The organism is Streptomyces sp. NPDC058985, assembly GCF_042740985.1.
In the GTDB taxonomy this organism is placed as follows: Bacteria; Actinomycetota; Actinomycetes; order Streptomycetales; family Streptomycetaceae; genus Streptomyces.
In genome coordinates, this window is the sequence record NZ_JBHYJX010000030.1 from 32,774 (window position 1) to 58,373 (window position 25,600).

General features: G+C 74.0%; 24 protein-coding genes. 11 read left to right on the forward strand and 13 right to left on the reverse strand.

Annotated features, from left to right (window positions below; genetic code table 11):
* Positions 1 to 68: 68 nt before the first annotated feature.
* The 3 genes from ACFW01_RS24285 to ACFW01_RS24295 all read right to left on the reverse strand — a co-directional run bounded on the left by ACFW01_RS24285 (position 69) and on the right by ACFW01_RS24295 (position 3,509).
* The gene (locus tag ACFW01_RS24285) at positions 69 to 950 is read right to left on the reverse strand and encodes a hypothetical protein (RefSeq protein ID WP_384506536.1); all 882 of its coding nucleotides are present in this window, start codon (positions 948 to 950) and stop codon (positions 69 to 71) included.
* Between the two features lie 103 nt (positions 951 to 1,053).
* Positions 1,054 to 2,580, reverse strand: coding sequence for a hypothetical protein (locus ACFW01_RS24290; RefSeq protein WP_234958217.1), 1,527 nt, complete (start codon positions 2,578 to 2,580; stop codon positions 1,054 to 1,056).
* Positions 2,581 to 2,810: 230 nt separating this feature from the next.
* Positions 2,811 to 3,509, reverse strand: coding sequence for a GntR family transcriptional regulator (locus ACFW01_RS24295; RefSeq protein ID WP_234958218.1), 699 nt, complete (start codon positions 3,507 to 3,509; stop codon positions 2,811 to 2,813).
* 119 nt (positions 3,510 to 3,628) lie between these two features.
* On the opposite strand from ACFW01_RS24295, the gene ACFW01_RS24300 reads away from it, so the two are divergent.
* Genes ACFW01_RS24300 through ACFW01_RS24320 form a run of 5 tightly spaced genes read left to right on the forward strand, consistent with a single transcriptional unit; the run spans position 3,629 to position 8,089 of the window.
* On the forward strand, positions 3,629 to 4,948 hold the full coding sequence (locus tag ACFW01_RS24300) for an MFS transporter (protein WP_234958219.1): 1,320 nt from the start codon (positions 3,629 to 3,631) through the stop codon (positions 4,946 to 4,948).
* A complete protein-coding gene (locus ACFW01_RS24305) occupies positions 4,945 to 5,778 on the forward strand; it encodes a putative hydro-lyase (RefSeq protein ID WP_384506540.1) in 834 nt (277 codons plus the stop codon). Before ACFW01_RS24300 ends, ACFW01_RS24305 begins: the two co-directional genes overlap by 4 nt.
* Before the next feature lie 45 nt (positions 5,779 to 5,823).
* Positions 5,824 to 6,582: a 5-oxoprolinase subunit PxpA gene (locus tag ACFW01_RS24310; protein WP_234958221.1), complete on the forward strand. Its 759-nt coding sequence runs from the start codon at positions 5,824 to 5,826 to the stop codon at positions 6,580 to 6,582.
* Positions 6,579 to 7,223 (forward strand): allophanate hydrolase subunit 1, encoded by a 645-nt coding sequence (locus ACFW01_RS24315; protein ID WP_234958222.1) that lies wholly within the window; start codon positions 6,579 to 6,581, stop codon positions 7,221 to 7,223. Before ACFW01_RS24310 ends, ACFW01_RS24315 begins: the two co-directional genes overlap by 4 nt.
* A complete protein-coding gene (locus ACFW01_RS24320; protein ID WP_384506544.1) occupies positions 7,220 to 8,089 on the forward strand; it encodes a biotin-dependent carboxyltransferase family protein in 870 nt (289 codons plus the stop codon). The genes ACFW01_RS24315 and ACFW01_RS24320 overlap by 4 nt, the downstream gene beginning before the upstream one ends.
* 64 nt (positions 8,090 to 8,153) lie before the next feature.
* On the opposite strand, the gene ACFW01_RS24325 is transcribed toward ACFW01_RS24320, so the two are convergent.
* The 5 genes from ACFW01_RS24325 to ACFW01_RS24345 form a co-directional block, all read right to left on the reverse strand.
* Positions 8,154 to 9,008: an SGNH/GDSL hydrolase family protein gene (locus tag ACFW01_RS24325; RefSeq protein ID WP_384506547.1), complete on the reverse strand. Its 855-nt coding sequence runs from the start codon at positions 9,006 to 9,008 to the stop codon at positions 8,154 to 8,156.
* The gene (locus ACFW01_RS24330) at positions 9,005 to 10,162 is read right to left on the reverse strand and encodes a glycosyltransferase (protein ID WP_384506550.1); all 1,158 of its coding nucleotides are present in this window, start codon (positions 10,160 to 10,162) and stop codon (positions 9,005 to 9,007) included. Before ACFW01_RS24330 ends, ACFW01_RS24325 begins: the two co-directional genes overlap by 4 nt.
* On the reverse strand, positions 10,159 to 11,286 hold the full coding sequence (locus ACFW01_RS24335) for a glycosyltransferase family 1 protein (RefSeq protein WP_234958226.1): 1,128 nt from the start codon (positions 11,284 to 11,286) through the stop codon (positions 10,159 to 10,161). The genes ACFW01_RS24330 and ACFW01_RS24335 overlap by 4 nt, the downstream gene beginning before the upstream one ends.
* 198 nt (positions 11,287 to 11,484) lie before the next feature.
* Positions 11,485 to 12,903, reverse strand: coding sequence for a HEAT repeat domain-containing protein (locus ACFW01_RS24340; protein WP_234958227.1), 1,419 nt, complete (start codon positions 12,901 to 12,903; stop codon positions 11,485 to 11,487).
* A gap of 332 nt (positions 12,904 to 13,235) precedes the next feature.
* On the reverse strand, positions 13,236 to 13,628 hold the full coding sequence (locus ACFW01_RS24345) for an ankyrin repeat domain-containing protein (RefSeq protein WP_234958228.1): 393 nt from the start codon (positions 13,626 to 13,628) through the stop codon (positions 13,236 to 13,238).
* Between the two features lie 271 nt (positions 13,629 to 13,899).
* On the opposite strand from ACFW01_RS24345, the gene ACFW01_RS24350 reads away from it, so the two are divergent.
* A complete protein-coding gene (locus ACFW01_RS24350) occupies positions 13,900 to 14,094 on the forward strand; it encodes a hypothetical protein (protein WP_003977410.1) in 195 nt (64 codons plus the stop codon).
* Positions 14,095 to 14,147: 53 nt separating this feature from the next.
* A complete protein-coding gene (locus ACFW01_RS24355; protein ID WP_234958229.1) occupies positions 14,148 to 15,971 on the forward strand; it encodes a hypothetical protein in 1,824 nt (607 codons plus the stop codon).
* Between the two features lie 86 nt (positions 15,972 to 16,057).
* Here ACFW01_RS24355 and ACFW01_RS24360 read toward each other — a convergent pair whose 3' ends face one another.
* The gene (locus tag ACFW01_RS24360; RefSeq protein ID WP_125490457.1) at positions 16,058 to 17,560 is read right to left on the reverse strand and encodes a PLP-dependent aminotransferase family protein; all 1,503 of its coding nucleotides are present in this window, start codon (positions 17,558 to 17,560) and stop codon (positions 16,058 to 16,060) included.
* A gap of 101 nt (positions 17,561 to 17,661) precedes the next feature.
* Here ACFW01_RS24360 and ACFW01_RS24365 point away from each other — a divergent pair, with 101 nt between their 5' ends.
* The 4 genes from ACFW01_RS24365 (at position 17,662) to ACFW01_RS24380 (ending at position 21,147) form a co-directional block, all read left to right on the forward strand.
* Positions 17,662 to 18,330 (forward strand): YitT family protein, encoded by a 669-nt coding sequence (locus ACFW01_RS24365; protein WP_234958230.1) that lies wholly within the window; start codon positions 17,662 to 17,664, stop codon positions 18,328 to 18,330.
* Positions 18,327 to 19,094 carry a glycerophosphodiester phosphodiesterase gene (locus ACFW01_RS24370; RefSeq protein ID WP_234958231.1) on the forward strand — a complete coding sequence of 256 codons (768 nt, stop codon included), beginning with the start codon at positions 18,327 to 18,329 and terminating at the stop codon, positions 19,092 to 19,094. Before ACFW01_RS24365 ends, ACFW01_RS24370 begins: the two co-directional genes overlap by 4 nt.
* Before the next feature lie 54 nt (positions 19,095 to 19,148).
* Positions 19,149 to 20,495 carry an MFS transporter gene (locus ACFW01_RS24375; protein WP_384506558.1) on the forward strand — a complete coding sequence of 449 codons (1,347 nt, stop codon included), beginning with the start codon at positions 19,149 to 19,151 and terminating at the stop codon, positions 20,493 to 20,495.
* 277 nt (positions 20,496 to 20,772) lie between these two features.
* Positions 20,773 to 21,147 (forward strand): RNA polymerase-binding protein RbpA, encoded by a 375-nt coding sequence (locus tag ACFW01_RS24380; RefSeq protein ID WP_003977404.1) that lies wholly within the window; start codon positions 20,773 to 20,775, stop codon positions 21,145 to 21,147.
* A gap of 121 nt (positions 21,148 to 21,268) precedes the next feature.
* On the opposite strand, the gene fxsA is transcribed toward ACFW01_RS24380, so the two are convergent.
* The 4 genes from fxsA to ACFW01_RS24400 form a co-directional block, all read right to left on the reverse strand.
* Positions 21,269 to 21,844, reverse strand: a complete 576-nt coding sequence (gene fxsA / locus ACFW01_RS24385; protein ID WP_234958233.1) for an FxsA family membrane protein — start codon at positions 21,842 to 21,844, stop codon at positions 21,269 to 21,271.
* A 46-nt stretch (positions 21,845 to 21,890) separates the two neighbouring features.
* Positions 21,891 to 22,739: a polyprenol monophosphomannose synthase gene (locus ACFW01_RS24390; RefSeq protein ID WP_384506561.1), complete on the reverse strand. Its 849-nt coding sequence runs from the start codon at positions 22,737 to 22,739 to the stop codon at positions 21,891 to 21,893.
* Between the two features lie 526 nt (positions 22,740 to 23,265).
* Positions 23,266 to 24,870 (reverse strand): amidohydrolase, encoded by a 1,605-nt coding sequence (locus ACFW01_RS24395; protein ID WP_384506564.1) that lies wholly within the window; start codon positions 24,868 to 24,870, stop codon positions 23,266 to 23,268.
* A gap of 74 nt (positions 24,871 to 24,944) precedes the next feature.
* Positions 24,945 to 25,385, reverse strand: a complete 441-nt coding sequence (locus ACFW01_RS24400) for an Lrp/AsnC family transcriptional regulator (protein WP_122617133.1) — start codon at positions 25,383 to 25,385, stop codon at positions 24,945 to 24,947.
* Positions 25,386 to 25,600: the final 215 nt, after the last annotated feature.

Sequence of the window (25,600 nt, forward strand, 5' to 3'; positions counted from 1 at the left end):
CGTAAGTCTTCGGGAAGTCGGGGAGGTGGGGGCGGGTGTGGGCCCGGTGGCGGGCGCGGCGCGCGGGGTCAGGGCGAGTGGAACGGCAGCCCGGCGTCGGCCACCAGCTCCAGGTCTTCCGTCTCCTCGGCGGGCAGCAGCGTCGCCGTGCCGTCGGTGACCGGGACGACGCCCAGGTCCAGCAGCTCGGCCATGGCGGCGCTGCCCGCCATGTCGCGCACCTGGAGCTGGTAGCGCGCGGTCGTGCGGTAGGTGCCGCCGCTGTCGTCGCCGGTGCGCTGGAGGAAGCCGGACTCGGTGAGGAACGCGGCGGCCTTGCCGACGATGCCGGTGGTGGAGCCGGGGAGTCTGCGGGCGTCCTTGGTGGCGCCGGTGGAGCTGCGTCTGGCCCAGATCCGCCAGGCGGCCTCCAGGCCGGGGGCGTCGGTGGCTGGGTCGGTGTTCTCGCCCTGTTCGTCGGCGCGCTCCTCCAGCCGGCGGCAGGCCTGGCGGACGAAGGCGTCCACGCCGTTGACCGTGACGCGGCCGATGTAGCCGTCGTCGGCGAGGTCCTCGGGGCGCGGGTAGGCCATGGCGGCGAGCGCGAGGTGGGCGAGGCCGTGCAGGAAGCGGTCGCCGGAGTCGGTGGCGGCGCGGCGCGCGTAGTCGCCCATGCGGACGGCGAACACCGAGTCCTCGGCGGCGGTGACGGCCATTCCCGCGCGCCGGGAGACTTCCAGCACGATCAGTCCGAGGCCGGCCGCGACGGCGTCGGCGAGACGCGCGAAGGGCGGGTCCTCGCGGTACCGGCGCAGCAGGTCGGCGTACTCCTGGTCGCGGGCGGGCAGCAGCTTGGGCTGGAGGCCGAAGGAGACGAGCCGCGCCGCGTCGGCGGCGTCGGCGGGCGTGACGGCCGCGGTGGCCGGCGCGGCACCCGCCTCCGGTTCGCTCCGGTCGACGTGCTCGGTCACGGTCGGTTCTCCTCGCTGTGCAGGCGCTCGATGCCGTGCCGGCACTCGTGTCGTTCGGATCGTCGGGGCGTATGGCAGTGGCGGGTGTGGCGGTGGGAGACGGTCATGCCGCCTCCGTGCGGGCGGCGGCCATGCCCGCCGCGTCCAGCAGCGCGGTGCCGACGATGAGGTCGGCACCGCCGAACTCGTGGTCGTCGAGCTCGGTGCCGTCGTCCACGGCGAACAGCAGCTTCGGCTCGCCCTGCCGGTAGGCGGTGCCGACCGGCGGGCTGGCCGCGTGCACGGCCAGCAGGGCGACGAGGTAGGGCAGTTCGGGATCCTGGGCGCGGGCGTCGGCCAGGAGTCCCGACAGCCGGCGCGGGGCGTCGTGCGGGAGGTCGAGCAGTTCCATGGCGGCCGCGAGCTGTTCCTCGCTGAAACGGCTGTCGTCCGGGGTGGCGATCAGGTCGGGTTCCGGCATCTCGGCGCCCAGGTGCTCCCGCTCCACCGGCGGGGTCAGGAGTATGTCGACGAGGTCGCCGACCCGGACGGAGACGGGCGTGCGCAGTCCGGTGCCGCGGGCGAAGAAGGCGTCGGTGACGCGCAGCGCGCGCTCCAGGGGCAACGGCAGGACGGGGGCGACCAGATGGCCGTAGAGATCGAGGCCGGAGGTGGTCAGGGGCGTGGCGAAGGCCTGCCGGTCCTGTTCGGCGCGGAAGAGCGGGCCGGCCTCCAGGAGGCGGGACTGGAGCTGGGTGTGGCGGCGGATGCAGTCCTTGACGATGTCGACCAGCTCGGCCGCGCGGCGCTTGTGCTCCTGGTCCTCGGACTCGTCGCGGGCCTTGCGGATGTTGGTGAGGATCGCGTTCTCGTGGCGGTACCGGTCGGCGACGTGGTCCAGGGCCTCGGCGATCATGTCGGGGACGGCGCTCAGCCAGTCCACCGCCCGGACGTTGCGCCGGGTGGCGTCCAGGGCGCGGCGCAGGGTCTCGGAGTACTGCACGGTCCGGTACCGGGCCTGCTCGGCGGCGAGCTGGGCGTCGGCGAGGCGGCCCCGGCTGATCAGCACCTCCAGCTTGACCTCGGCGGCGATCTGGGCGCTGGTGACGTCGGTGTCCAGGGCGCCGACCAGGACGTTGACCGCCTCGTCCGTGGTGCGCAGGTAGACGGTGCCGCCGGGACCGGGGACCTCTTCCAGGAGCTTGAAGTCGTAGTCCCGGCGGACGTAGGTACCGTCCGGTCCGAAGGTGCCGTAGACCGCGCGGAAGCCTCGGTCGACGCTGCCGACGTTGATCAGGTTCTCCAGGACCCAGCGGGCCACCCGCTCGTGCTCGGCGGCGGGACGGCGGGGGGCCTGGGCGGCGACGCGCGGGATCAGCCTGGCCACTATCTGGTCGTGGTCGGCGCCGGTGTCGAAGTCCATGTTCAGCGTGACGAGGTCGATGGCGGCGAGGGCGACCTCGGCCATGCCGTACACCGAGTACTCGCCCGCGAGGTTGGCCTTGCGGGCGTCCAGGTCGTGCAGTGGCGCCGTGCAGGCGAGCGCGCGCAGCCGCCGCGCCAGTCCCTCGTCGGCGGCCGGGCCCGGAGCAGGGCGCGGCCCCGCGCTGAGCTGGGGCGGAACGCTGTCCGTCGGTGCAGGCGAAGTCACGGTGCACAGACTAGGTCCTCGGTCTGACATCGACCCAAACGACGCAGATGCGCCCCGGCCGGCAGGCCGCCGGCCGCGGGGACCCGGGGCGTGGCCGGAGCGGCGAGACCGGGGGCGTGGCCGGTGTGACGGGACGGGGCCGCGGCCGTGGCGGCGGGCACCGAACCCAGAAGGCCCTCACCCGTTCAAGCACCCGGCACGCGTGTCACCAACGTCCCGGAACAGCACACCTAGGGGGTGTCGTCCCCGACCCGCCGCAGGTAGACCTCCACGACGCGCTTGAGGGAGTTGTCGAGGTAGACCGCGAGCAGGCGCTCCGCCGTCTCCCGCTCGCCGTTCTCCAGGGCCGTCAGGAGCTCCGCGTTCCGTGCGATGTACGGCTCGTGCAGGCGCCGGGGGTCGTCCACGACGTGGAAGGCGAGGCGGAGTTCGGCGAAGACGCTGCGCATCAGCTCGTCGGTGCGTTCGCTGCCGGCGAGGGCGACCAGCTCCCGGTGGAAGTGGATGTTGGCCGTACCGACGGCTTTCCAGTCACCTTCGCGGGCCGACCGGCGCCCGTCCTCGACGGCCCCGGCGAGTCCTTCGAGGGCGTAGGGGGGCTTGCCGAGGCCGCGTACGACGGCGCACTCGACGAGGGAGCGGGTGCGGTAGATGTCCTCGACGTCCTCGACGGTCAGGACCCGGACGAAGACGCCGCGGTTCAGCTCGTGGACGAGCAGGCGTTCGTGGGTGAGCAGCCGGAACGACTCGCGCAGGGTGTTGCGGGAGACGCCGAGCGCGCCGCCGATGCTGTCCTCGGACAGGCGGGTGCCGGGCGGGAAGTAGCCCTCGGCGATCCGGCTCCTGAGGATGTCCGAGACCCGCTCGGCGGTGCTGGTCCGGCCCAGGAGGGCACGGTCGTCGGCCAGTCCCGTCAACTGCTCTGCCATGCCCGGAATTCAATCGCAGATACCAGAACGAAACAACAGGGGTATTGAGGGATCGTTGAACAATCCTCTACGGTGCCAGGAAGTGCACGCACCCTCCGTCCTCCCCCTGCGAGGTGCCCATGAGCACAACCCCTCCCCCACGGGCCCTGTCCACCGAGGCGCGTCCCGGCACGGATGAACACACCACGGACGACGGCCCGTTCGGCTGGCTGCGCGCCCTCGGCCCGCGGGGCCGCCGCGCCTTCGGCGGCGCGTTCGGCGGGTACGCCCTCGACTCCTACGACTACTTCACCCTGCCGCTCACCATGGTGGCGCTGGCCGCGTACTTCGGCCTGGACAGCGGCCAGACCGGCCTGCTCACGACGGTCACCCTGGTCGTCTCGGCGGTCGGCGGCGCCCTCGCGGGCGTGCTGGCGGACCGCGTGGGCCGGGTCAAGGCGCTGCTGCTCACCGTGATCACCTACGCCGTGTTCACGGTGGCGTGCGGTTTCGCCCCCAACTACGAGACGCTGCTGGTCTTCCGCGCCCTCCAGGGGCTCGGCTTCGGCGGCGAGTGGGCGGTCGGCGCGATCCTGGTGGCCGAGTACGCGAGTGCCAGGCACCGGGGCCGCACGCTCGGCGCGATCCAGAGCTCCTGGGCCGTGGGCTGGGCGCTCGCGGTGGTCGTGTACACGCTGGTGTTCTCGCTGGTCGGCGACGATCTGGCCTGGCGTGTCATGTTCTGGACGGGTGCGCTGCCGGCGCTGCTCGTGGTCTGGATCAGGCGCAGCGTCCACGACGCGCCGAAGGCCACCGAGATCCGGGAGCAGGGCGCGAGCAAGGGGTCCTTCGCGGCGATCTTCAAGCCCGGTACGGCCGGCGCCCCCGGCCTGCTGCGCGTCACGCTCTTCGCCAGCCTGCTCTCCACCGGCGTCCAGGGCGGCTACTACACCCTTGCCACCTGGGTGCCGACCTACCTGAAGGACGAACGGGACCTGTCGGTCGTCGGCACCGGCGGCTATCTGACCTTCCTCATCTCGGGCGCCTTCATCGGCTACCTCACCGGCGGCTGGCTCACCGACGTGCTGGGCCGCAAACGCAACATCTGGCTGTTCGCCCTGCTGTCGGCGGTCTGCATCCTGGCGTACGCCAACATCCCCGACGGCGCCAACACCCTGCTCCTGGTGCTCGGTTTCCCGCTCGGCTTCTGCATGTCGGCCATCTTCAGCGGCTTCGGCTCGTACCTGAGCGAGCTGTACCCGACGGCGGCACGCGGCGCGGGCCAGGGCTTCACGTACAACACCGGACGCGCCGTGGGCGCCGTCTTCCCGACCACGGTCGGCTTCCTGGCCGACAGCTGGGGCGTGGGCGGCGCGCTGGTCTTTGGTGCCATCGGCTACGGCATCGCGGCGCTGGCCCTGCTGTGGCTGCCGGAGACGCGCGGAAGGGAACTGGCGTGAAGCACCCACCGCACGTGGCCGAGGACCGGCCGCTCGCACGCGTCGAACGGCACGCGCACGCGTGGAGCCCGAAAACCGCCCGCTCCCTCTTCCGGGAGGGGCTGGCCGGCCCCACGGCGGGGGTCGCGGCGGGCCACACCCAGGCCAACCTGATCTCGGTGCCCGCCGACTGGGCGTACGACATGCTGCTGTTCTGCACCCGCAACCCGCAGCCCTGCCCGGTGCTCGACGTCACCGACGCCGGGTCCTGGACCACCGTGCTCGCCGACGGCGCGGACCTGCGCACCGATCTGCCCCGCTACCGGGTGTGGCGGGACGGCGAGCTGGTGGAGGAGCCGACGGACGTGCGGGCGCACTGGCGGGACGATCTGGTGACGTTCCTGATCGGGTGCAGCTTCACCTTCGAGTGGGCGCTGGCCTCGGCCGGCGTCCCGATCCGGCACGTCGAGCAGGGCCGCAACGTCCCGATGTACGTCACCACGCGTCAGTGCCGTCCGGCGGGGCGGCTGCACGGCCCGATGGTGGTCTCGATGCGCCCCGTGCCGCCCGCGCACCTGTCGGCGGCGATCCACGAGACCAGCCTGCTCCCGGCGGTGCACGGCAGCCCGGTGCACTGCGGTGACCCGTCGGCGCTCGGCATCGAGGACCTGGGCCGGCCCGACTTCGGCGACGCGGTGGACGCCGAACCGGACGACATCCCGGTGTTCTGGGCCTGCGGGGTGACGCCTCAGGCGGCGGTCATGGCCTCGCGGCCGCCCTTCGCGGTGACCCACGCGCCGGGGCAGACGTTCCTCACCGACGCGCGCGACGAGCAGTACCGCGTCGCCTGACCCCGGGCGCCCCCGCGGGCGCCCGAGAGCGGAGACACTGGAGACATGACCTCGATCGACCTCAACGCCGACCTCGGCGAGGGCTTCGGCCGCTGGCGGCTCACCGACGACGAGGGCCTGCTCTCCGTCGTCACCAGCGCCAACGTCGCGTGCGGGTTCCACGCCGGCGACCCGGCCACCATGCGGCGGGTGTGCGAGCTGGCGGCCGAGCGGGGCGTGACGGTCGGCGCCCAGGTCTCCTACCGGGACCTGGCCGGTTTCGGACGGCGCGCCATGGACGTGCCGTCCGCCGAGCTGGCGGCGGAGGTGGCCTACCAGATCGGCGCCCTGGAGGTCTTCGCCCGCGCGGCGGGCACGCGCGTGGCGTACGTCAAACCGCACGGCGCCCTCTACAACCGAGTGGTCCGGGACGAGGAGCAGGCCGCGGCGGTCGTCGACGGCGTACTCCTGGCGGGCGGCGCGCTGCCCGTCCTCGGGCTGCCCGGCTCGCGTGTCCTGGAGCGAGCCGCGGAGGCGGGGCTTCCCGCCGTGCCGGAGGCCTTCGCGGACCGGGCGTACACCGACCAGGCCACCCTGGTGCCGCGCGGGCAGGAGGGCGCGGTGGTCACCGAACCCGACTCCGTCGTGGCACGCTCCGTGGAGCTGGCCCGCTCCGGCACGGTCACCGCCCGGTCGGGAGCGGTGGTCGCGGTCCGCGCGCGCTCCCTGTGCGTGCACGGCGACACGCCCGGCGCGGTGGACCTGGCCCGCCGGGTACGGGAGCGGCTGGAGGCGTCGGGCGTCCGGGTGGAGGCCTTCGCATGAACGTCCTGCCGGTCGGCGACGACGCCCTGCTGGTCGAGGTCTCCTCGGGCGAGGAGGCGGAGGCGCTCCGCGCGGAGCTGCTGCGGCGCCGCGCGGAGGGCACGCTGGCCGCGCGGGAGATCGTCCCGGCGGCCCGCACCGTCCTGCTCGACGGTGTCGCCGACCGGGCCCGGCTCGCGGCCGAACTGACCGCCGCCGAGGTTCCGCCCGCTCCCCCGCGCGCGGGGCACGTGGTCGAGATCCCGGTCCGCTACGACGGGCCGGACCTGGCCGACGTGGGCGCGCACTGGGGAGTGGCGCCGCGGGAGGTGGCGCGCATCCACGCGGACACCGAGTTCCGGGTCGCCTTCTGCGGGTTCGCGCCCGGCTTCGGCTATCTGACCGGCCTTCCCGCGCGGTACGACGTGCCGCGCCGGGACACCCCGCGCACGGCCGTCCCGGCCGGTTCGGTGGCGCTGGCCGGTCCCTACACGGGCGTGTACCCGCGCTCGTCGCCGGGCGGCTGGCAGTTGATCGGCACCACGGACGCCGTGCTGTGGGACCACACGCGCGTGCCGGCGGCGCTGCTGTCGCCGGGCACACGCGTCCGGTTCGTACCCGAAGGACCCCGAGAACCCCGCGAACGGCAGGGCGGCTCATGACGGACCGTGCGCTCGCCGTCGTCCGGGCCGGGTCCCTGACCACCGTGCAGGACCGGGGCCGCCCCGGTCACGCACACCTCGGCGTCCCCCGTTCCGGAGCACTCGACGCGCCCGCGGCCGCGCTGGTCAACCGCCTGGTCGGCAACCCGCCCGAGGCGGCCGTCCTGGAGACCACCCTCACCGGCTGCGCCCTGCGCCCCCGGTGCGCGGTGACCGTGGCGGTCGGTGGCGCGCCCTGCCCGGTGACGGTGGACGGGAGGCCGGTCTCCTGGGGCGCGCCGGTCGGTGTGCCGGCGGGCGCGCTGCTCGACGTGGGGCCGGCCGGCTCCGGCGTCCGCTCCTATGTGGCCGTCTCGGGCGGTGTCCTGGTCGAGCAGGTGCTCGGCAGCCGCTCCACCGACCTGCTGTCCGGCCTGGGACCGCCGCCCCTCTCCGACGGCATGGTGCTCGCCCTGGGGCGGCCGCGCGGGCGGCACGCGTGGGTGGAGGTCGCCCCGCAGCCGGCGCCGCCGGCGGAGCTGGTCCTGCGGGTGACGCCGGGCCCGCGCGCGGACTGGTTCACGCCCGAGGCGGTACGGACCTTCACCTCACGCGCGTACCGGGTGTCCGCCGCGAGCAACCGCATCGGACTGCGCGTCGAGGGACCCCCGCTGGAGCGTGCCCGCACGGGCGAACTGCCCAGCGAGGGCATGGTGCTGGGCGCGGTCCAGGTGCCGCCGGACGGCCGGCCCGTGGTGTTCCTGGCCGACCATCCGACGACCGGTGGCTATCCGGTGATCGGCGTCGTCCGCGTCCGCGACCTCCCGGCGGCGGCCCAGGCGGCGCCGGGGACGCCGGTCCGGTTCGTGGCGGTACGCGAGCGCTGACGCGCGGGGGCCGAGGTGCGCCCGGCACCGGACGTCCCTCCCCGTCGTCTTCCGGTGGCGGTGCTCAGGCCGCCTCCGCCTCCCGTCCGCCGTTCGACGAGAGCGCCGCGAGGGCGGCGGTGACCGCGGCGGACGTGCGCAGGTCGAGCCGGGCGCTCGTCCCGCGCGCGTGGTGGCGCAGTTCGCCTGCGGCCAGCGTCAGCAGTTGGGGCAGCAGGTCGGTGCAGCGCCGGGCCACCCAGCCGGTGCCCGCGGTGGCCAGCCACCACAGGCCCGCCGCCCGGGTGGGGGCGTCGAACTCGTTGTCGGGCGAGGGTGCGGGACCGGTGGCGACGCCGCGCTCGGCGAGCAGCGCGTGGAAGCGCAGGGCCAGCTGTCGGTGGCCCCGCTCGCCGGGATGCAGCCGGTCCACGCTCCACATCGAGCGGTCCGTGGTCCAGCCGCCCTCGCACGCGTGCAGGTGCACGGCCCCGTACCGGTCGGACAGGGCGTGCACCACGGCGTTGACCGCCCGTTGCCGCCGGGCCAGTGGACGGGCGAGCGCGTCCGGCAGCCCGAGCATCGTCCCGGGGTCCGGCAGACACGCCGTGAGCAGCAGCGCGCCGCGCCCGGTGCAGGCGGCGTACACCGCGTCGAGGCGGGCGGCGACCGCCCCGAGGTCGAAGGTGCGGCGCAGGGTGTCGTTGACGCCGACGACGACGGACACGAGGTCGGGGTGCAGGGCGAGGCCGGCCGGCAGCTGCCGCTCGGCCACGTCGACGGTCTGCGCGCCGCTGCGGGCGAGGTTGGTGAAGAGGACGGGCTGTTCGGCGAGGCCGGTGGCGAGCAGCGCGGCCCAGCCCCGCCACCCGTGCTCCACCGGGTCGCCCACCCCCTCGGTCAGCGAGTCGCCGAGGGCGACGAAGCGCAGGCGTCTCATGACACGGTCTCCGGCAGCGCGGGGCGCGTGGGGACGGCCGCGTCGTGCGCTGCGAGGAACGCCTCGACCGCCGTGGCCCAGCCGAAGCACTCGGCCCGCGCACGTGCCGTCCCGCGGCGGTCCGCCTCCCGGCGGCCGAGCAGTGACTCCACGGCGTCGGCGAAGGCCTCCCCGTGGTCGGCGGCGACGGCCCCGGCGGAGCCGATCACCTCGGGCAGCGCCGACGACGCGCTGGCGACCACGGGCGTGCCGCAGGCCATCGCCTCCAGCGCGGCGAGCCCGAAGGTCTCGGCCGGTCCGGGAGCCAGGCACACGTCGGCGGACGCCTGGAGCGCGCCCAGCAGTGCGGGGTCGGCGACGTGACCGAGGAAGGTCACCGGCAGCCCGCGCTCCCGTGCCCGCTGTTCGAGCCGCGCCCTGAGCGGTCCGTCACCGGCCACCACCAGCACCGCTCGGACGCCGCGCCGCCGGAGCGCGTCGAGGGCGTCGAGAGCCGTGCCGGGCCGCTTCTCGACGGACAGCCGGGAGCACGTCGCCAGCAGGGCCTCGTCCCCGCGCGCGAAACGGGTCCGCAGACCCGGGTCGCGCAGCGAGGGGTGCCGCCCGGCCAGGTCGACGCCGAGTGGGGCCCGTACGACGTTGCGGGCGCCGACCCGGACGAACTCCCGCTCGGCGAACTCGGTGGTGCACACCACGCGGGCGTAGGTGTGCGCCGTGCGGATGTTGAGCGCGTCGGCGGCGCGCCGGGCGGCCGGCTCGGGCAGGCCCCAGGTGCGCAGCACGCCGTCGGTGGTCTCGTGGGAGACCATCACGGCGGGGACCCTGGCGCGCCGGGCCCACCGGCCGGTCCAGCGCAGGGTGGTGCGGTCGGACACCTCCAGGCGGTCGGGTGCCAGGTCCGCCAGGAGCGCGCTCACGCGCCGCCTGTCGGTCAGGACGCGGTAGCCGCCGGTGCCGGGCAGGAGCGGCCCGGGGAGGGTGATCACCCGGCCCTGCTCGGTCTCCCGGTCGTCGGCCTGCTCGCCCGGGACCACGAGGACGGGGTCGTGTCCGGCCGCCCGGTATCCCCGGCCCAGTTCGCGCAGCGCGGTGCGCAGGCCGCCCGAGGTGGGTGCGACGAAGTTGGCGAGCCGGACGATCCGCAGCGCGTTCATGCCGCCAGCACCGCCTTTCGCGAGGCCAGCACGTCCCGGTAGTGCCCGATCAGGCGGTCGCCGACGGCCGCCCACGTGCGCCCCTCGACCTTCGCCCGGCCGGCCGCGCCGTACGCGGCCCGCAGTGCGGGGTCCGCGGACAGCGACCACACCGCGTCCCGTACGGCGGCGGCGTCCCGCGGCGGCACCAGCAGGCCGGTGCTGCCGTGGTCCACCAGATCGAGCGGGCCGCCGGCCGCCGGGGCGACGACGGGCACGCCGCTGGCCATGGCCTCCTGGACGGTCTGGCAGAACGTCTCGAAGGGGCCGGTGTGCACGAAGACGTCCAGGGAGGCGAAGACCCGGGCCAGCTCATCGCCGGTGCGTCGGCCGAGGAGGACGGCGCCGGGCAGCGCCTGTTCCAGGCCCGGCCGGCTGGGCCCGTCGCCGACGACCACCACGCGCACGCCCTCCAGGGCGCAGACGCCGGACAGCAGCTCCACCTGCTTCTCGGGGGCGAGACGGCCCACGTAGCCGACGATCAGCTCCCCGTTCGGGGCGAGCCCGCGGCGCAGCTCCGCGTCGCGCCGGTCGGGCCGGAAGCGGACGGTGTCCACTCCGCGCGGCCACAGGCCGACCCGGGGCACGCCGTGCGCCCTCAGGTCGCGCAGGGCCGCGCTGGACGGGGCGAGGGTGAGGTCGGCGGCAGCGTGCACGGAGCGGATGCGGCGCCAGGCGGCCGCCTCGCCCGCCCCCATGTAGGTGCGGGCGTAGCCGGCGAGGTCGGTCTGGTAGACGGCCACGGCGGGCACGCCGAGGCGGGCGGCGGCGGCCATGCCCCGGACGCCGAGGACGAAGGGGCTGGCCAGGTGGACGACGTCCGCGCGGTGTTCGGCGATGGCGGCGGCCACGCGGCGGCTGGGCAGGGCGACGCGGACCTGGGGGTAGCCGGGGAGCGGGAGGGAGGGGACGCGGACGAGCGGGCACGGAGCGGAGGCGTCCGCCGCGTGGCCGGCGGCGGTGGCCGGTGCGACGACGACGCAGTCGTGACCGCGGTCGACGAGGTGCCGGGCGGTCTGCAGCGCGCAGTGGGCGACGCCGTTCACATCGGGGGGAAAGGATTCGGTCACGATGACGACACGCATAGGGGTGTTGTCGCCGGACTGGACGTGCTCGCGTCAACGTCGATCTTTCCGGCCGGGAAACGTCCCATGAGCGTTGCCCGTGCGCCCGGGCGGGTCGGCCGACGGCCATGTCCGGCGGGCCCGCGCGCCATCCGTCGTTCACACGGGGACGGTGGCACCGGGCCGGGCACGGTCCGGTGCCACCGTCCCCGGGTCGTCTCACACGGCGGGCGCGTCCGGTCCGAAGCGGCTGCGTACGGCCGTCTGGACCTCGTCCTCCTCGGCCGGATCGGCGGCCAGCCTGCGCAGCCGCTCGACGACCCGGTTGTCGCCGGTCTCGGCGTGCCGGGCGGCGACCTCGCGGGTGGTCTCCTCGCAGTCCCACAGGCACTCGATGGCGAAGCCCGCGGCGAACGACGGGTCGGTGGCGGCCAGCGCACGGGCGGCCCGGCCACGCAGGTGGGAGGAGGCGGTCTCGCGGTAGATGTGGCGCAGCACGGGGGCGGCACAGGCGATGCCGAGGCGCCCGGTGCCGTCGACGAGGGTCCACAGGGTCGGCGCGTCGGGGCCTTCGCCGCGTACGGCCTCGCGCAGGGCGGCGAGGACCAGGTCGCGGTCCTGCGCCGCGCCCCGGCAGGCGAGCACCCGTCCGGCGGCGGCGCCGAGGGCGTCGGGGCGGTGCACCCAGCCGCGGGCCCGGTCGACGGCGGCGAGGCTGCGCATGCGCTCGTAGGCGCAGACGGCGGCCTCCACGACCGGGGCCGGCCCTGTGGTCGCGGCCCCCTCGATCAGGTCGAGCACGTCGGGATCGTTGGCGTCGGCGAGGTAGTGCAGGGCGGTGCCGCGGGCGCCCTCGGTGCCGGACCGGGCGGCCTCGACGATCTCGGGCCGGTCCTCGGGTCCCGCGACGGCGGTGAGGCAGCGGGCGGCCGGCACGTGGAGCACGGCACCGCGCTCGATCCCCTGCTCGGCCCACTCGAACACGGCCCGCACACTCCAGCCCGGACGCGGGCCGGTGGGATTCATCTGCCGCTGCCAGCGGTCGAAGCTGCCCGTCTCGTGGGCGGCACGCACACGCGTGGCGATCGATTCGCGGGGATCGTCGGCCCACAGCCGCCAGGGCCGTGGTTCGAAGGCGTCCCGCACGACGACGGCCAGTTCGGCGTCGCCCTCGGGGTCGCGCGGGAAACGCGCCAGCACGGGCGCGGCGAGGTCGCGCAGCCCCGCGTCGTCGTCGCGCAGCGCCAGCTCGTCCAGGGCCCACGCCCAGTTGACGCCGTGGGCGGCGTACCGGCGCAGCAGTCCGAGCGCGTCCAGCCTGCCGTAGGACGCGAGGTGCCCGAGGACGGCGAGGGCCAGCCCGGTGCGCGACTCGTCGGCGTCCAGGACGTCCTCGGGGTCGAAGAGGTGGGCCTCGATCGCGTCCAGCTCGCCGTTGAGGTCGAGGTAGAGGCGGGCGTAGTAGAGGGAGCGGTTCTCGACCTGCCAGTCGTGGCGGGGGTCGTGGAGAACGCAGTGGTTCAGAGCCGCCAGCGCTTCGGGGCGCGGGGCGGTGAGCGCGTGCAGCGTGCCGTCGCCGCGACCCCGCTGAAGCAGGCCGAGCAGCGTACCGCTGGGCGCTATGACCGGATCGAACATGGGAAACAGCCTCACATCAAGCGTCGACGCAACCGGGAAACACGCGTTACCTGGCCGTGCGCCAACGCGTCGGAGCGCCCGCCGTCTCTTGCTTGCTGTAGACCATGTTCCTGCCTCTCGTCGGTGGCCCTTGCGAGCCGTGTCACGGCCCGCGCGGTGCGGCAACATCTGCCCAGCCATCACGTCCGTGAACCACGTCGTCATGATGGCCCGGCGGTCACATCTGCCGCGACCGAAATTTCGGCGGCCCTGTACCGCCTCCCCCGTTTTCAGTGTTTTGCCTGGTCAGAATGTGCGGATCGGATCCTCGGAGGATCCGGACCGACGTCCGGTCACTGGGCTCCGAACAGCTCCAGCAGGTCCGTCCGGGCGAACATCCGCGCCGTGTCCACGGCCGACGGGGTGCCCGCGGCCGGGTCCGCGCCGGCCTCGAGAAGCGCCTTCGTCACTTCCGTCTCCCCCTTGAAGGCGGCCCCGGCGAGCGGGGTCTGACCCCGGTCGTTGACGCGGTCGGCGTCGGCGCCGCGGCCCAGCAGCGCGCGTACCGCGTCGGCGTGGCCGTGATAGGCGGCGAGCATGACGAGGGAGTCGCCGCGGTCGTTGGTGAGGTCGGCCGGAACTCCGGCGTCCACATACGCCACCAGCTCTTCGGCCCGTCCCTGCCGGGCCAGATCGAAGATCTTGGTCGCCAGCTCCACGACCTCGGGGTCGGGGGCTTCACTCATCGGCCGGACCGCCTCTCACTGCGAACGTTGGGGACTGCGCACACTGCCGGGGTACTTCCCGGGTACTGCCGCGTACGGCGGCGAGCGGTGCTGCCGTACGAGTGAATCGCCAGGGTACTGGCTCGCGAAGCACTCGCCCGGCCCAACAAACACGCCGCCAATCAGGGTGTTTCTGCCGAATTTCCCCCATTTGCACCTTTTATCGTATGGATACATGCTGTGAGCCTGGAAGTACTCATGGTGACTGTCCCCGTGAACCAGGAGAACTCACATGATCCTCTCGATCTCAGGCGTCGTCCTGCTCGGCATCGTCGTCTTCATCTTCTTCCGCAAGGACGGCCTCAAGGCCTCGCACGCGCTGGTCGCGGTCCTGTTCGGGTTCTATCTCGCGAGTACCGCCATCGCGCCGAGCATCAAGGCGGGCGGCGAGAGCCTGGCGGGCCTCCTGGGCGGAATCAAGTTCTGACGCCCCTCTCCCCCACCCGACACCCCCAACGTACGCACATCCAGGAGGCATCAGTGGCCCGGCGGCCCCTCCCCCGCATTCTGAGCAACGGCGGCGCACAGCTCGCCCGGAGCCGGGTGCTGGCCCGGACGGCGGCCGACAGCGCCACCGACGTCCTCCAGCCGCTGATCACGATCGGCCGCGGTCTGCGCAGGCTGGCCGCCGCCGGACGGAGCAGATGGACCGAGACCCCCAAGGACCGGCGCGGTGCGCTGCTGTTCCTGGTGGCTTCGGTGGTCCTGGTCGTGGCACTCGTGCCGTACGGCCCGCTGCTCGCCGTCATCACCCTGATGGCGGCGGCAGCCTGGCAGGGCAGGGACCGCACCCCGGCGACGCCGGAAGGCCCCGACGACGCCCAGACCCAGCGCCTCCAGTCCCTCTACGAGGCCCTGGTCCCGTATTTCTCGCTCGCCGAGGACCCCGACCCCCTGTACGCCCACGGCGGCTCCTGGGAGAAAGCGTTCCCGGCCTACGAGTTCGACGACGGCGGCCGCTTCACCCACCTGGTGATCCGCTACCCCGCCTACTTCACCGACGGGGAGGCCGGCTCCCGGACCCGCATCGAGCACCTGCTCACCGCGAAGTCCGGCCGGGGCCGGGAGTACCACTTCGCGTGGGACGAGGAGGCCAACCACCTCACCGTCGACGTGCTCGCGGCGCTCCCCACCGACATCGCCGCCCAGCGTTTCGTCACCGCGCCCGGCGAGACCGTCCTCGGCTTCACCGACCCGACCCGGGTCCAGCGCACCCTCCCGCTCACCCACGGCGAGGAGCGGCGCGACGTCCCGCCGGTCGTCTGGCGCACCGGCATCCGCTCGACCGAACCCCACCTGCTGGTCCTGGGCCGGCCCGGCACCGGCACCTCCACCCTGCTGCGCTCGGTCGCCCTCCAGGCGCTGCACCACGGCGACATCCTGATCGTCGACGGCGGCGGCACCGGTGAGTACGCCTGCCTGGTCGGCCGGGACGGCGTCCTGGCCGTCGAGTCCGGCCTCACCGGCGCGCTCACCAGCCTGGAGTGGGCCGCCGCCGAGACCGAGCGCCGGCTGATCTCCGTCAACCGGGCCCGTCAGGACGGGCAGCCCGCGCCGGACGACACCCGGCGGCCCCTGTGGGTCTTCCTGGACCGTCCGAGCGCCTTCACGCACCTCGCCACGGCCGAGGGCCGCAGGGACCCGCAGTCCCTGCTCCAGGTGCCCCTGCGGCACGGCCGCGCCGCGCACGTGACGGTGGTCGTCGCCGACCAGCTGGACGCCCTGGAGGGCCTCGGCGACGCCGTACGGCAGCACACACGCGCGCGTGTGGTGCTCGGCCCGGCCACGGCGGACGAACTGACGGCCGCGCTGGGCGCTCCCCCGCACACCACGCCCGTCGACCAGGTTCCCCCCGGTCGCGGCTACGCCCGCCTCGGCACGGGAGCGGTGCACCGCCTCCAGGTCCCGGCCACCCCCGACCCCTACGACGACGCCACGAGCGACGCCCACCGGCAGGCGGTGCTCGATCTGCTCCCCCCGCGCACGACCCCGGCGGACGGGGAGCGGGCGCCGGTCCCCGCGGAGGCGGAGGCGGCGGAGGCGACGGCGGAGGCCAAGGCGGTGTCGATGGAGAAGAAGGCCCCGCCGGCACCCGACGGGACCGAGCCGGAGGAAGCCCTGACGGAGTCCGGACCCCCGCCGGCGGCGACGGAGACGCCGACGGAGGTGCCCGAGGCAGCAGGGGGGCCGGGAGCAACCACTGAGCCCGCGACGTCGGAGCCGGTCCCCGCGGAGCCGGTCCCCGTCACGGCCGGCGCGGCGGAGCCGGTCCCCGCCAAGGCCGTCGCGGCGGAGCCCTCCTGAGAAGGTGACCGCGGCCGGGGCGGAGCGACCCACCGCTCCGCCCCGGCCGTGTCTCCACCGACCGCCACGCCCCCGCCGGACCCGGGCTACGCCACGAACGTCCGGGGCGCCTCGCCGCCGCTCCCTGCTCCGCCGCTCTCCACCAGGCGGGCCGCCGCGGCCAGCCGCGACGCCGCCTCCTCGGCCACCGCGCCGCCCACGGTGAAGGGCAGCCGGACGTACCCCTCGAAGGCGCCGTCGACCCCGAAGCGCGGACCGGACGGGACCCGTACGCCCACCCGCTCCCCCGCCTCCGCGAGCCGGGAGCCGGAGAGACCGCCCGTCCGCACCCACAGGGTGAGCCCGCCCCTGGGCACCTCGAACTCCCAGTCGGGCAGTTCCCGCCGTACCGCCGCCACCAGCTCGTCCCGGTTCTGCCTGGCCTGCTCGCGGCGGACCGCCACGGCCTGTTCCCAGCCGCCGGTGCTGAACAGCCAGTTCACAGCCAGCTGCTCAAGTACGGGCGTGCCCAGGTCGGCGTACGCCCGCGCGGCGACCAGGCTGCGGATCACGTCCGGCGCGGCGCGGACCCAGCCGATGCGCATCCCGGCCCAGAAGGCCTTGCTCGCGGAACCGACGGTGACGACCGTGGACCCGGCCGGGTCGAAGGCGCACACGGGCCGCGGCATCTCGACGTCGTCGTCCAGCCACAGCTCGCTCATCGTCTCGTCGGCCACGAGCACCGTGCCCGCCGACCGGGCCGCGTCCACGAGGCGGCGTCGCTGGTCCTCCTCGGCGAGCGCGCCGGTGGGGTTGTGGAAGTCGGCGACGACATAGGCGACGCGCGGAGCGGCCTCGCGCAGCACCTGGCGCCAGCGGTCGACGTCCCAGCCGGTCAGCCCCTCGGCCATCGCCACGGGGACGAGCCGGGCGCCGGCCTCCCGCATCAGCTGGAGGATGTTCGCATAGGAGGGCGATTCCACGGCGATCCGCTCTCCGCGCCCGCCGAAGAGGTGACAGATGGCGTCGATCGCGCCCATCGCCCCCGTGGTCACCATGATCTGCTCGGGCATGGTCGGGATCCCGCGCGCGGTGTACCTCTCGGCGATCATCGCGCGCAGCGTCGGCAGTCCCGCCGGATAGTCGCCGTGGGTGTGGGCGTACGGCGGCAGCTCCTCCAGGGCGCCCTGCACGGCCCGGGTGAGCCAGGGCTCGGGAGCGGGGAGCGCCGCGCAGCCCAGGTCGATCATCGAACCGAGCGCTTCGGGCGGCAGCGGTTCCAGACCGCGCGCCGGCAGCGGGTTCCCGGCCGGTACGGCCGTCCAGCTGCCCGCGCCGCGCCGGGACTCCAGGAAGCCCTCCGCGCGCAGCGCCTCGTAGGCGGCGGCGACGGTGGTACGGCTGACCGTCAGGGCGAGGGCCAGTTCGCGTTCGGCGGGCAGCCGGGCGGCGACCGGAACGCGGCCTTCGAGGACGAGCAGCCGGATGCCGTCGGCGAGCGCGCGGTAGGCGGGCGGGCGGCGGGTGCCGGGCCCGGCGGGGCGGTCCTGCTGGGAGCCGAGCAGCCGGGCGAGCTGACCGGCCCCCACGGCCGAGGTCCACTGCGCCATGGAAATCAGTCCACCTTCCCCGAATTGGCCATGGTTGCGTCTCCTTCTCAAGCCACAGGGTGTCATGCAGCAGGCCACTACGACCACACAGGGGGCAGATCTTGTCCAGGCAGGCCGAGGTCCGGCACAGGCACCTCACACGGCGGCTGACCCAGCTCTACGGCGGACTCGCGCTGTACGGCGCGAGTTCGGCACTGCTGGTCCGCTCGGGACTCGGCCTGGAGCCGTGGAACGTGCTGCACCAGGGACTGGCGGAGCGCACCGGCCTGTCCATGGGCGTGGTGCTGACCGTCCTGGGCGCCGCCGTGCTGCTCCTGTGGATCCCGTTGCGCCAGCGGCCGGGCCTGGGCACGGTCTCCAACGTGCTGGTGATCGGTGCGGCGATGGACGCGACGCTGTCCGTCCTGCCGGACGCCCAGGGGCTGCCGCTGCGGATCGCCGCCATGGTGACGGGGATCGTCCTGAACGGGGCGGCGACCGGGCTCTACATCGCCGCGCGGTTCGGCCCCGGCCCGCGCGACGGCCTGATGACGGGCCTGAACCGGCGCACGGGCCTCTCGGTACGCCTGGTGCGCACGGCCGTCGAGATCACCGTCGTGGTCACGGGCTTCGCCCTCGGCGGCACGGTCGGTCTCGGCACCCTCCTGTACGCGGTGTCGATCGGCCCGCTCGCCCAGGTGTTCCTGCGCGCCTTCGCCGTGCTCCCGGCACCTTCCGGCAGCACGGTGGTTGCCGCCGGTGAACCCCGGCGCGCGATACTGCGTCGGTGACCACCCCGATAAGCCACCCCTACCTCGACCACCCCGGCCCGATCGCCTTCGCCCACCGGGGCGGTTCGGCGGACGGCCTGGAGAACACGCTGCGGCAGTTCCGCCGGGCGGTCGAGGCGGGCTACCGGTACATCGAGACCGACGTCCACGCCACGCGCGACGGAAGGCTCGTCGCCTTCCACGACGCGACCCTGGACCGGGTGACCGACGGGGCCGGGCGGATCGCCGGCCTTCCGTGGGAGCGGGTGCGTCACGCGCGCGTGGCGGGCGAGGAGCCGGTGCCGCTCTTCGAGGAACTCCTCGAGACGTTCCCCGAGGTGCGCTGGAACATCGACGTGAAGGCGGAGCCGGCACTGGTGCCCCTCCTGGAGCTGATCGGGCGGACGAACGCCTGGGACCGGGTCTGTGTCGGCTCGTTCTCGGAGGCACGCGTGGTGCGCGCCCAGCGCCTGGCAGGCCCCCGCCTGGCCACCTCGTACGGCGTCCGCGGCGTCCTGGGCCTCCGGCTGCGCTCGTGGGGCGTTCCGGTCGCCCCACGCCGTGCGCCGGTGGCCGCGCAGGTTCCCGAGGTCCAGTCGGGCATCCGGGTCGTGGACCGCCGCTTCCTGCGCGCCGCCCATGCGCGCGGGCTCCAGGTGCACGTCTGGACGGTGAACGATCCGGACCGCATGCACCGGCTCCTGGACCTGGGAGTGGATGGCATCATGACCGATCACATCGACACACTGCGCAAGGTCATGGAGGACCGCGGCGTCTGGGCCTGAGTCCCGGGCCGGTCGCCCGGGGCGGTGCGCGCGCACGGGGAAGCGAGGGCACGGGTGGGCACCGACACCCTGCGGACGGACGCGGCCGACGGGGCCGCCGACCGGCGGCGCGAACAGCGCGGCTGGTACTTCTACGACTGGGCGTGCTCGGTCTACTCGACGAGCGTGCTCACCGTGTTCCTGGGCCCCTATCTGACGTCGGTCGCCGAGTCGGCGGCGGACGGGGACGGGTACGTCCATCCGCTGGGGATACCGGTGCGCGCCGGATCCTTCTTCGCCTACTCGGTCTCCCTCTCGGTGATCGTGGCGGTCCTGGTGATGCCCCTGGTGGGCGCCGCGGCCGACCGCTCGGGCCGCAAGAAGCCGCTGCTGGCCGCGGCCGCGTACACCGGCGCCGCGGCCACGGCGGGGATGTTCTTCCTGGACGGCGACCGCTATCTGCTGGGCGGCGTGCTCCTGGTCGTCGCCAACGCCGCGCAGTCGGTGGCGATGATGCTCTACAACTCGTACCTGCCGCAGATCGCACCGCCCGGGGAACGCGACGCCGTCTCCTCGCGCGGCTGGGCCTTCGGATACGCGGCCGGGGCCCTGGTCCTGATCGCGAACCTGATCCTGTACACCGCCCACGACTCCTTCGGACTGAGCGAGAGCGCCGCGGTCCGCATCTGCCTGGCGTCCGCCGGACTGTGGTGGGGCGCCTTCGCGCTCATCCCGCTACGACGGCTGCGCGACCGCCGCACCCCCGCGCGGGAGGCCGCGGGGACCGGCCGGCAGCAGCTCGCGGCGACGATCCGGGACATGCGCCGCCATCCGCTGACACTGGCCTTCCTGCTGGCCTACCTCGTCTACAACGACGGCATCCAGACGGTGATCACCCAGGCGTCGGTCTACGGCTCCGAGGAGCTGGGTCTCGGGCAGTCCACCCTCATCGTGGCGGTCCTGCTGGTCCAGGTGCTCGCGGTGGTGGGCGCCCTGGCCCTGGGGCGGCTGGCCAGGACGTACGGGGCCAAGCGGACCATCCTCGGGTCACTGGTGGCCTGGACGGTGACCCTCGCCGCCGGGTACTTCCTGCCGGCCGGGGCGCCCGTGTGGTTCTTCGTGCTGGCCGCCGGGATCGGGCTGGTCCTGGGCGGCAGCCAGGCGCTGTCCCGCTCCCTCTTCTCCCAGCTGGTGCCACCCGGCAAGGAGGCCGAGTACTTCTCGGCGTACGAGCTGAGCGACCGCGGGATGAGCTGGCTCGGGCCGCTGCTCTTCGGGCTCACCTACCAGCTGACCGGGAGCTACCGGGACGCCATCATCTCGCTGGTGGCCTTCTTCGTGCTCGGTTTCGTGCTGCTCGCGCGGGTGCCGGTGCGGCGTGCGATCGGCGACGCGGGTAACCCGGTACCCGAAAGGATTTAGCACTCGGCGCGAAAGGGCTGTAGTGTACGCGTTTGGCCTGCCAGGCGGACCGTTACTGCGCGTCAATGGTGCCGAAACGCAATGTCACATCTGTTAGCAGAGGTGACAAACCGGACGTCGGCGGGTACTGCACTGGTTGCAAGGCTGCGGCTGCGACGGCGACGCAGGGCCCGGATCGGGAGTCGGGACGGGAATCTTTACCGCCGCCCGGACGTTGACCGGATGACGACGACAGCGACACCTGTCCTGTGGGCGACAAGCCCGGGAGGCACGATTCATGAGTGAGCGAGCTCTTCGCGGCACGCGCCTCGTGGTGACCAGCTACGAGACGGACCGCGGCATCGACCTGGCCCCGCGCCAGGCCGTGGAGTACGCATGCGAGAAGGGGCACCGCTTCGAGATGCCCTTCTCGGTCGAGGCGGAGATCCCGCCGGAGTGGGAGTGCAAGGTCTGCGGGGCCCAGGCACTCCTGGTGGACGGCGACGGCCCTGAGGAGAAGAAGGCCAAGCCCGCGCGTACGCACTGGGACATGCTGATGGAGCGGCGCACCCGCGAGGAGCTCGAAGAGGTCCTCGAGGAGCGGCTGGCCGTACTGCGCTCCGGCGCGATGAACATCGCGGTCCATCCGCGAGACAGCCGCAAGAGTGCGTAGCGGGAAACCGTAGGCGACACAACCGAACACCGCGGGTGCCGTACGTGAGCTTCACGTGCGGCACCCGCGGTTTTGGTGTGCCCGGGGGCCGCCGGCGGTCCGGCGGCCCCCGCAGGGCTCATCAGTGGGTCAGCGGCGGACGGGGTCCCTGCGGCGCGTCGTCCGGGTCGTCCCGGATGACCTCGCCCTGGACCACCTTGCCGTCCGGGCGGTGCATCCGGGCCTGACGGAAGGCGTCGCCCAGGGTGCCCGGGCCTGCCTCGCGGATCCTGCGCTCCACCGTGCGCTGCGCGGAGCGGCTGACCACCTTCTGCACCGGCGGCAGCAGCATGAGCAGGCCGAGCGCGTCCGAGATCAGGCCGGGCAGGATCAGGAGCAGCCCGCCCAGCATCATCAGGCCGTTGCCCTCGCTGTTCGGACGGGCCTCGGGCGGGACGCCGCCGGACTGCTGCTGCTGCAGCGTCTCGGTGAGGTTCCTGAAGGCCCGGCGGCCCGCCGCCTTGATGACCACGGAGCCGAGGACGATGCCCGCGACCAGCAGCAGGAAGACCACGAAGCCGCTGGACGCACCGGCCACCACGGTCAGCAGCCAGATCTCCAGGACGAGCCAGGCGGCGATGCCCAGCGGCAGGAAGGTGCGCAGCCGGGAGCGCGGAGGCCGGCCGGGGGACCTGGGGGTCTGAGCGCCAGTCGTCATACCCCCAGTGTGCCTGGCCCCGGCTCAGCGCGGCGTAAGGGGACGATCAGGCGTTCCTGTCGGACGCCTGTGTCGACTTGTCGCCCCGCACGGCGGGCCTGTCGGGCTGCTTGTCGCGCCCCAGGACCTTGCCGACCCGCTCCCCCACACCCCACGTGGTGACCCGCCAGAGTGCCTCCACGAGGATGTCCCGGCTCATCTTGGAGTCACCGAGCTCCCGCTCGACGAACGTGATCGGCACCTCGACGACGTGGTATCCCGCCTTGATCGCCCGGCGGGCCAGGTCGACCTGGAAGCAGTAGCCCTGGGAAGCGACCTCCTCCAGTCCGAGCCCCTCCAGGGTCTCGGAGCGGAAGGCACGGTAACCGCCGGTGATGTCGCGCAGCGGCAGGTCCAGCGCGACCCGCGAGTACATGCTGCCGCCGCGGGAGATGATCTCGCGCGACCTGGGCCAGTTCACCACCCGGCCGCCGGGCACCCAGCGGGAGCCGAGCACCAGGTCGGCTCCCTTGAGAGCGGTCAGCAGCCGGGGCAGTTCCTCGGGCTGGTGGGAGCCGTCGGCGTCCATCTCGACCAGCACGCCGTAGCCGTGCTCCAGTCCCCAGCGGAAGCCCGCGAGGTAGGCCGCGCCCAGGCCCTCCTTGCCCTTGCGGTGCAGGACCTGAACGTGATCGTCCTCCGCCGCCAGCTCGTCGGCGAGCTTGCCGGTGCCGTCGGGGCTGTTGTCGTCGGCCACGAGCACGTGGGCCTCGGGGACCGCCTCGCGCACGCGCGCGACGATCGCCTTGATGTTCTCCGCCTCGTTGTAGGTCGGGATGATCACCAGGACCGTGCCCAGGGGACCGAACCGCCTCCCCTGCCCCGCCGCCGCGGGCGTCCCGTCGCCGTCGTTCACCACAGCCCCTTCGTGTCCGTACGCAGAGCACCACCTTAATCGCCGCCGCCTGCGGTGACGTGACAGGACGTACGTACGGTGGTGTCGCTTTCCCAGGACCGGGGTAGGGATGCCCGTTCGGGACCGTTTGCGCGGCGGATGGGGGCCCGGCGCCCTTCGGGCCGACCTGGGGCCCGCTGGCTGCGGGTCGACCGAAAGCCGTTGTCTACTGAGCTCCCGGGCCCCACCCGGGGTCACACCTCCCGACCGGCCGGAAAGATCCCTCGTCGTGGCGCGAGCGCTGAGCCTGGCTGCCAGTGGCGGTGCCCCGGTTCGGCACACCGTCCCTGACTCAGCGGCGCCGCGACGGTGTGCGGAAGATTCCCCGGTCGGGCGTCCGGTGGTGGACCCGGCCGAACCTACCGGCCCCCGGCCGTCGCCTGTCAACAGTCGTTCCACCTGCGCCTTTTGCGTCAAAGCCCAGGTCAGCGCGGAGGACACGCACGTCGGACGCGCCCGAAGATCATCGCCCCGTCGGCCGTCGAGATCACTCGCCCGGCCGTACGAACACGGTCCGGCCGCCCACGACGGTGCGCAGGCAGACCGGCAGATCGCGGCCCGGGGTCAGATCCGGCAGGCCCGGAGTACCGGAGCGCGGGTCGGTGGACCAGCGGGCCACCCGGTCGTCCGGGGCCTGGACCACGAGTTCGCCGGTGCGCCACACGGCGTAGTCGGCGGGCACGCCCGGCACCAGCACTCCCGCGTCGTCACGCCCGACCGCCCGCCAGCCGCCGCGCGTGTGCGCCGTGAAAGCCGCGCGCACGGAGACCCGGTGTTCCGGCGTGTGGTGGAAGGCGGCGGCCCGGACGGTGCCCCACGGGTCGAGGGGGGTGACCGGGCTGTCGGAGCCGAAGGCGAGCGGGACCCCGGCGCGCAGCAGGGCCGCGAAGGGGTTGAGCGTACGGGCCCGCTCCGCTCCGAGCCGCCGGGCGTACATGCCGTCCTCGCCGCCCCAGAGGGCGTCGAAGGCGGGCTGGACGGAGGCGGTGAGGCCCAGTTCGGCGAAGGCGGCGACAGTCTCGGGGGTGAGCATCTCGGCGTGCTCGACGCGGTGGCGGGCGGCGCGCAGCCGGGCGAGGCCGACCTTGTCGGCGGCGGCTCGGACGCCTTCCACCACGGTGGCCACGGCGGCGTCGCCGATGGCGTGGAAGCCCGCCTGGAGGCCGGCCTCGGTGCAGGCGACGACGTGCGCGGCGACCGCGGCGGCGTCCAGGTGCGCGGTGCCGGTGTGGGCGGCGTCGGCGTACGGCTGGTGCAGGCACGCGGTGTGCGAGCCGAGGGAGCCGTCGACGAAGAGGTCACCGGCCGCCCCGACCGCGCCCAGCTCGCGCGCCTTGTCGACATCCTGTTCGGCCCAGTAACCGATGACCCGCGGGCCCGCCTCCTCGGCCGCCAGGCGCAGCAGACCGGTGAAGTCGTCCTCGGAGGAGATCTCCGGGCCTGCGCATTCGTGAACGGTTCCGATACCGAGGGAGGCGGCGTGCGCGAGGGCGGCGCGCTGGGCCGCGGCACGCTGGGCCGGGGTGACGGCGCCGAGCGCGGCGGCGCGTACGGCGTGGTGGTCGTCGCCGGTGAGCGGGCCGTCCCCGCGGGCGACCCGGCCGGGGGTCAGATCGAGCAGGGCGGTGGTGGCGACGGCCGAGTGGACGTCGATACGGCTGAGATAGAGGGGCCGGCCGCCGGTGGCCCGGTCGAGTTCGGCGCGGGTCGGCGGTACGCCGTCGGGCCAGCGGGCGGCGTCCCAGCCGTGGCCGAGGAGTACACGGTCGTCCGGGCGGGCGGCGGCGAAGTCGCGTACGAGGGTGAGGGCGGCCTCCCGGGTGGGGGCACCGGAGAGGTCGAGACCGGTGAGGGCGAGGCCCGTCGCGGTGGTGTGCACATGTGCGTCGGTGAACGCCGGGGTGACGAGGGCGCCGTCCAGGTCGACCACCTCGTCCACACCGTCCGCGAAGGCGTCCGCGGCGCCCTCGGAGCCGACCCAGGCGACCTGGCCGCGCTCGACGACCATGGCCGTGGCGAAGGGGTCGGCGGGACTGTGGACCTCGCCGCGGCGCAGCAGGACGGTCGAGGACGGGGTGGTGGTCTCACTCATGGACACCAGTCTCGCCCCTCACGGGGACCGCCCGGCAGCCGGGGCGGCCACGCGGGCGAGGGGGCGGCCCGGAGTCAGACGCGTGGCGGACGGGCCTCGTACGGCGTGGAGAGCACCACGGTGGTCCGGGTCGAGACGCCGGCCAGGGAGCGCACCCGGGCGAGCAGTTCCTCCAGTTGGTGCGGCGTGGAGACGCGGACCTTGAGGATGTAGTTCTCGTCGCCCGCCACGCTGTGGCAGGCCTCGATCTCGGGGACGCCGGCCAGGCGGTCCGCGATGTCGTCGGGGGCGCTGGGGTCGAAGGGTTTCACCGAGATGAAGGCGGTCATCGGCAGCCCGACGGCCTCGGGGTCGACGACCGCGGCGTACCCGCGGATGACGCCGCGCTGTTCCAGCCGCCGCACCCGCTGGTGCACGGCCGACGTGGACAGGCCCGTGGCCTTGCCCAGGTCGGTGTAGCTCATCCGCCCGTCCTTGACGAGCAGCTGCACGATCTGTCGGTCCAGCTCCTCCATGGCGCAAGAACCTACAGTGCGGTTGATCTCCTCGGATACCTGAGCGGTCCGGGGCATGTCCGGTTCGTGATGTGACGGGGCGTCGGCCGCGTTCGGGGCGGGGACAAATCCGCCGGACGGGGCACCTGCGCACGGCATGTGACGAAGACCACACCGCCCGAACGGTCTCCGTGATGTTCGCGTGATTACCCCGCGGAGGGGACGGGAAGTGCTTG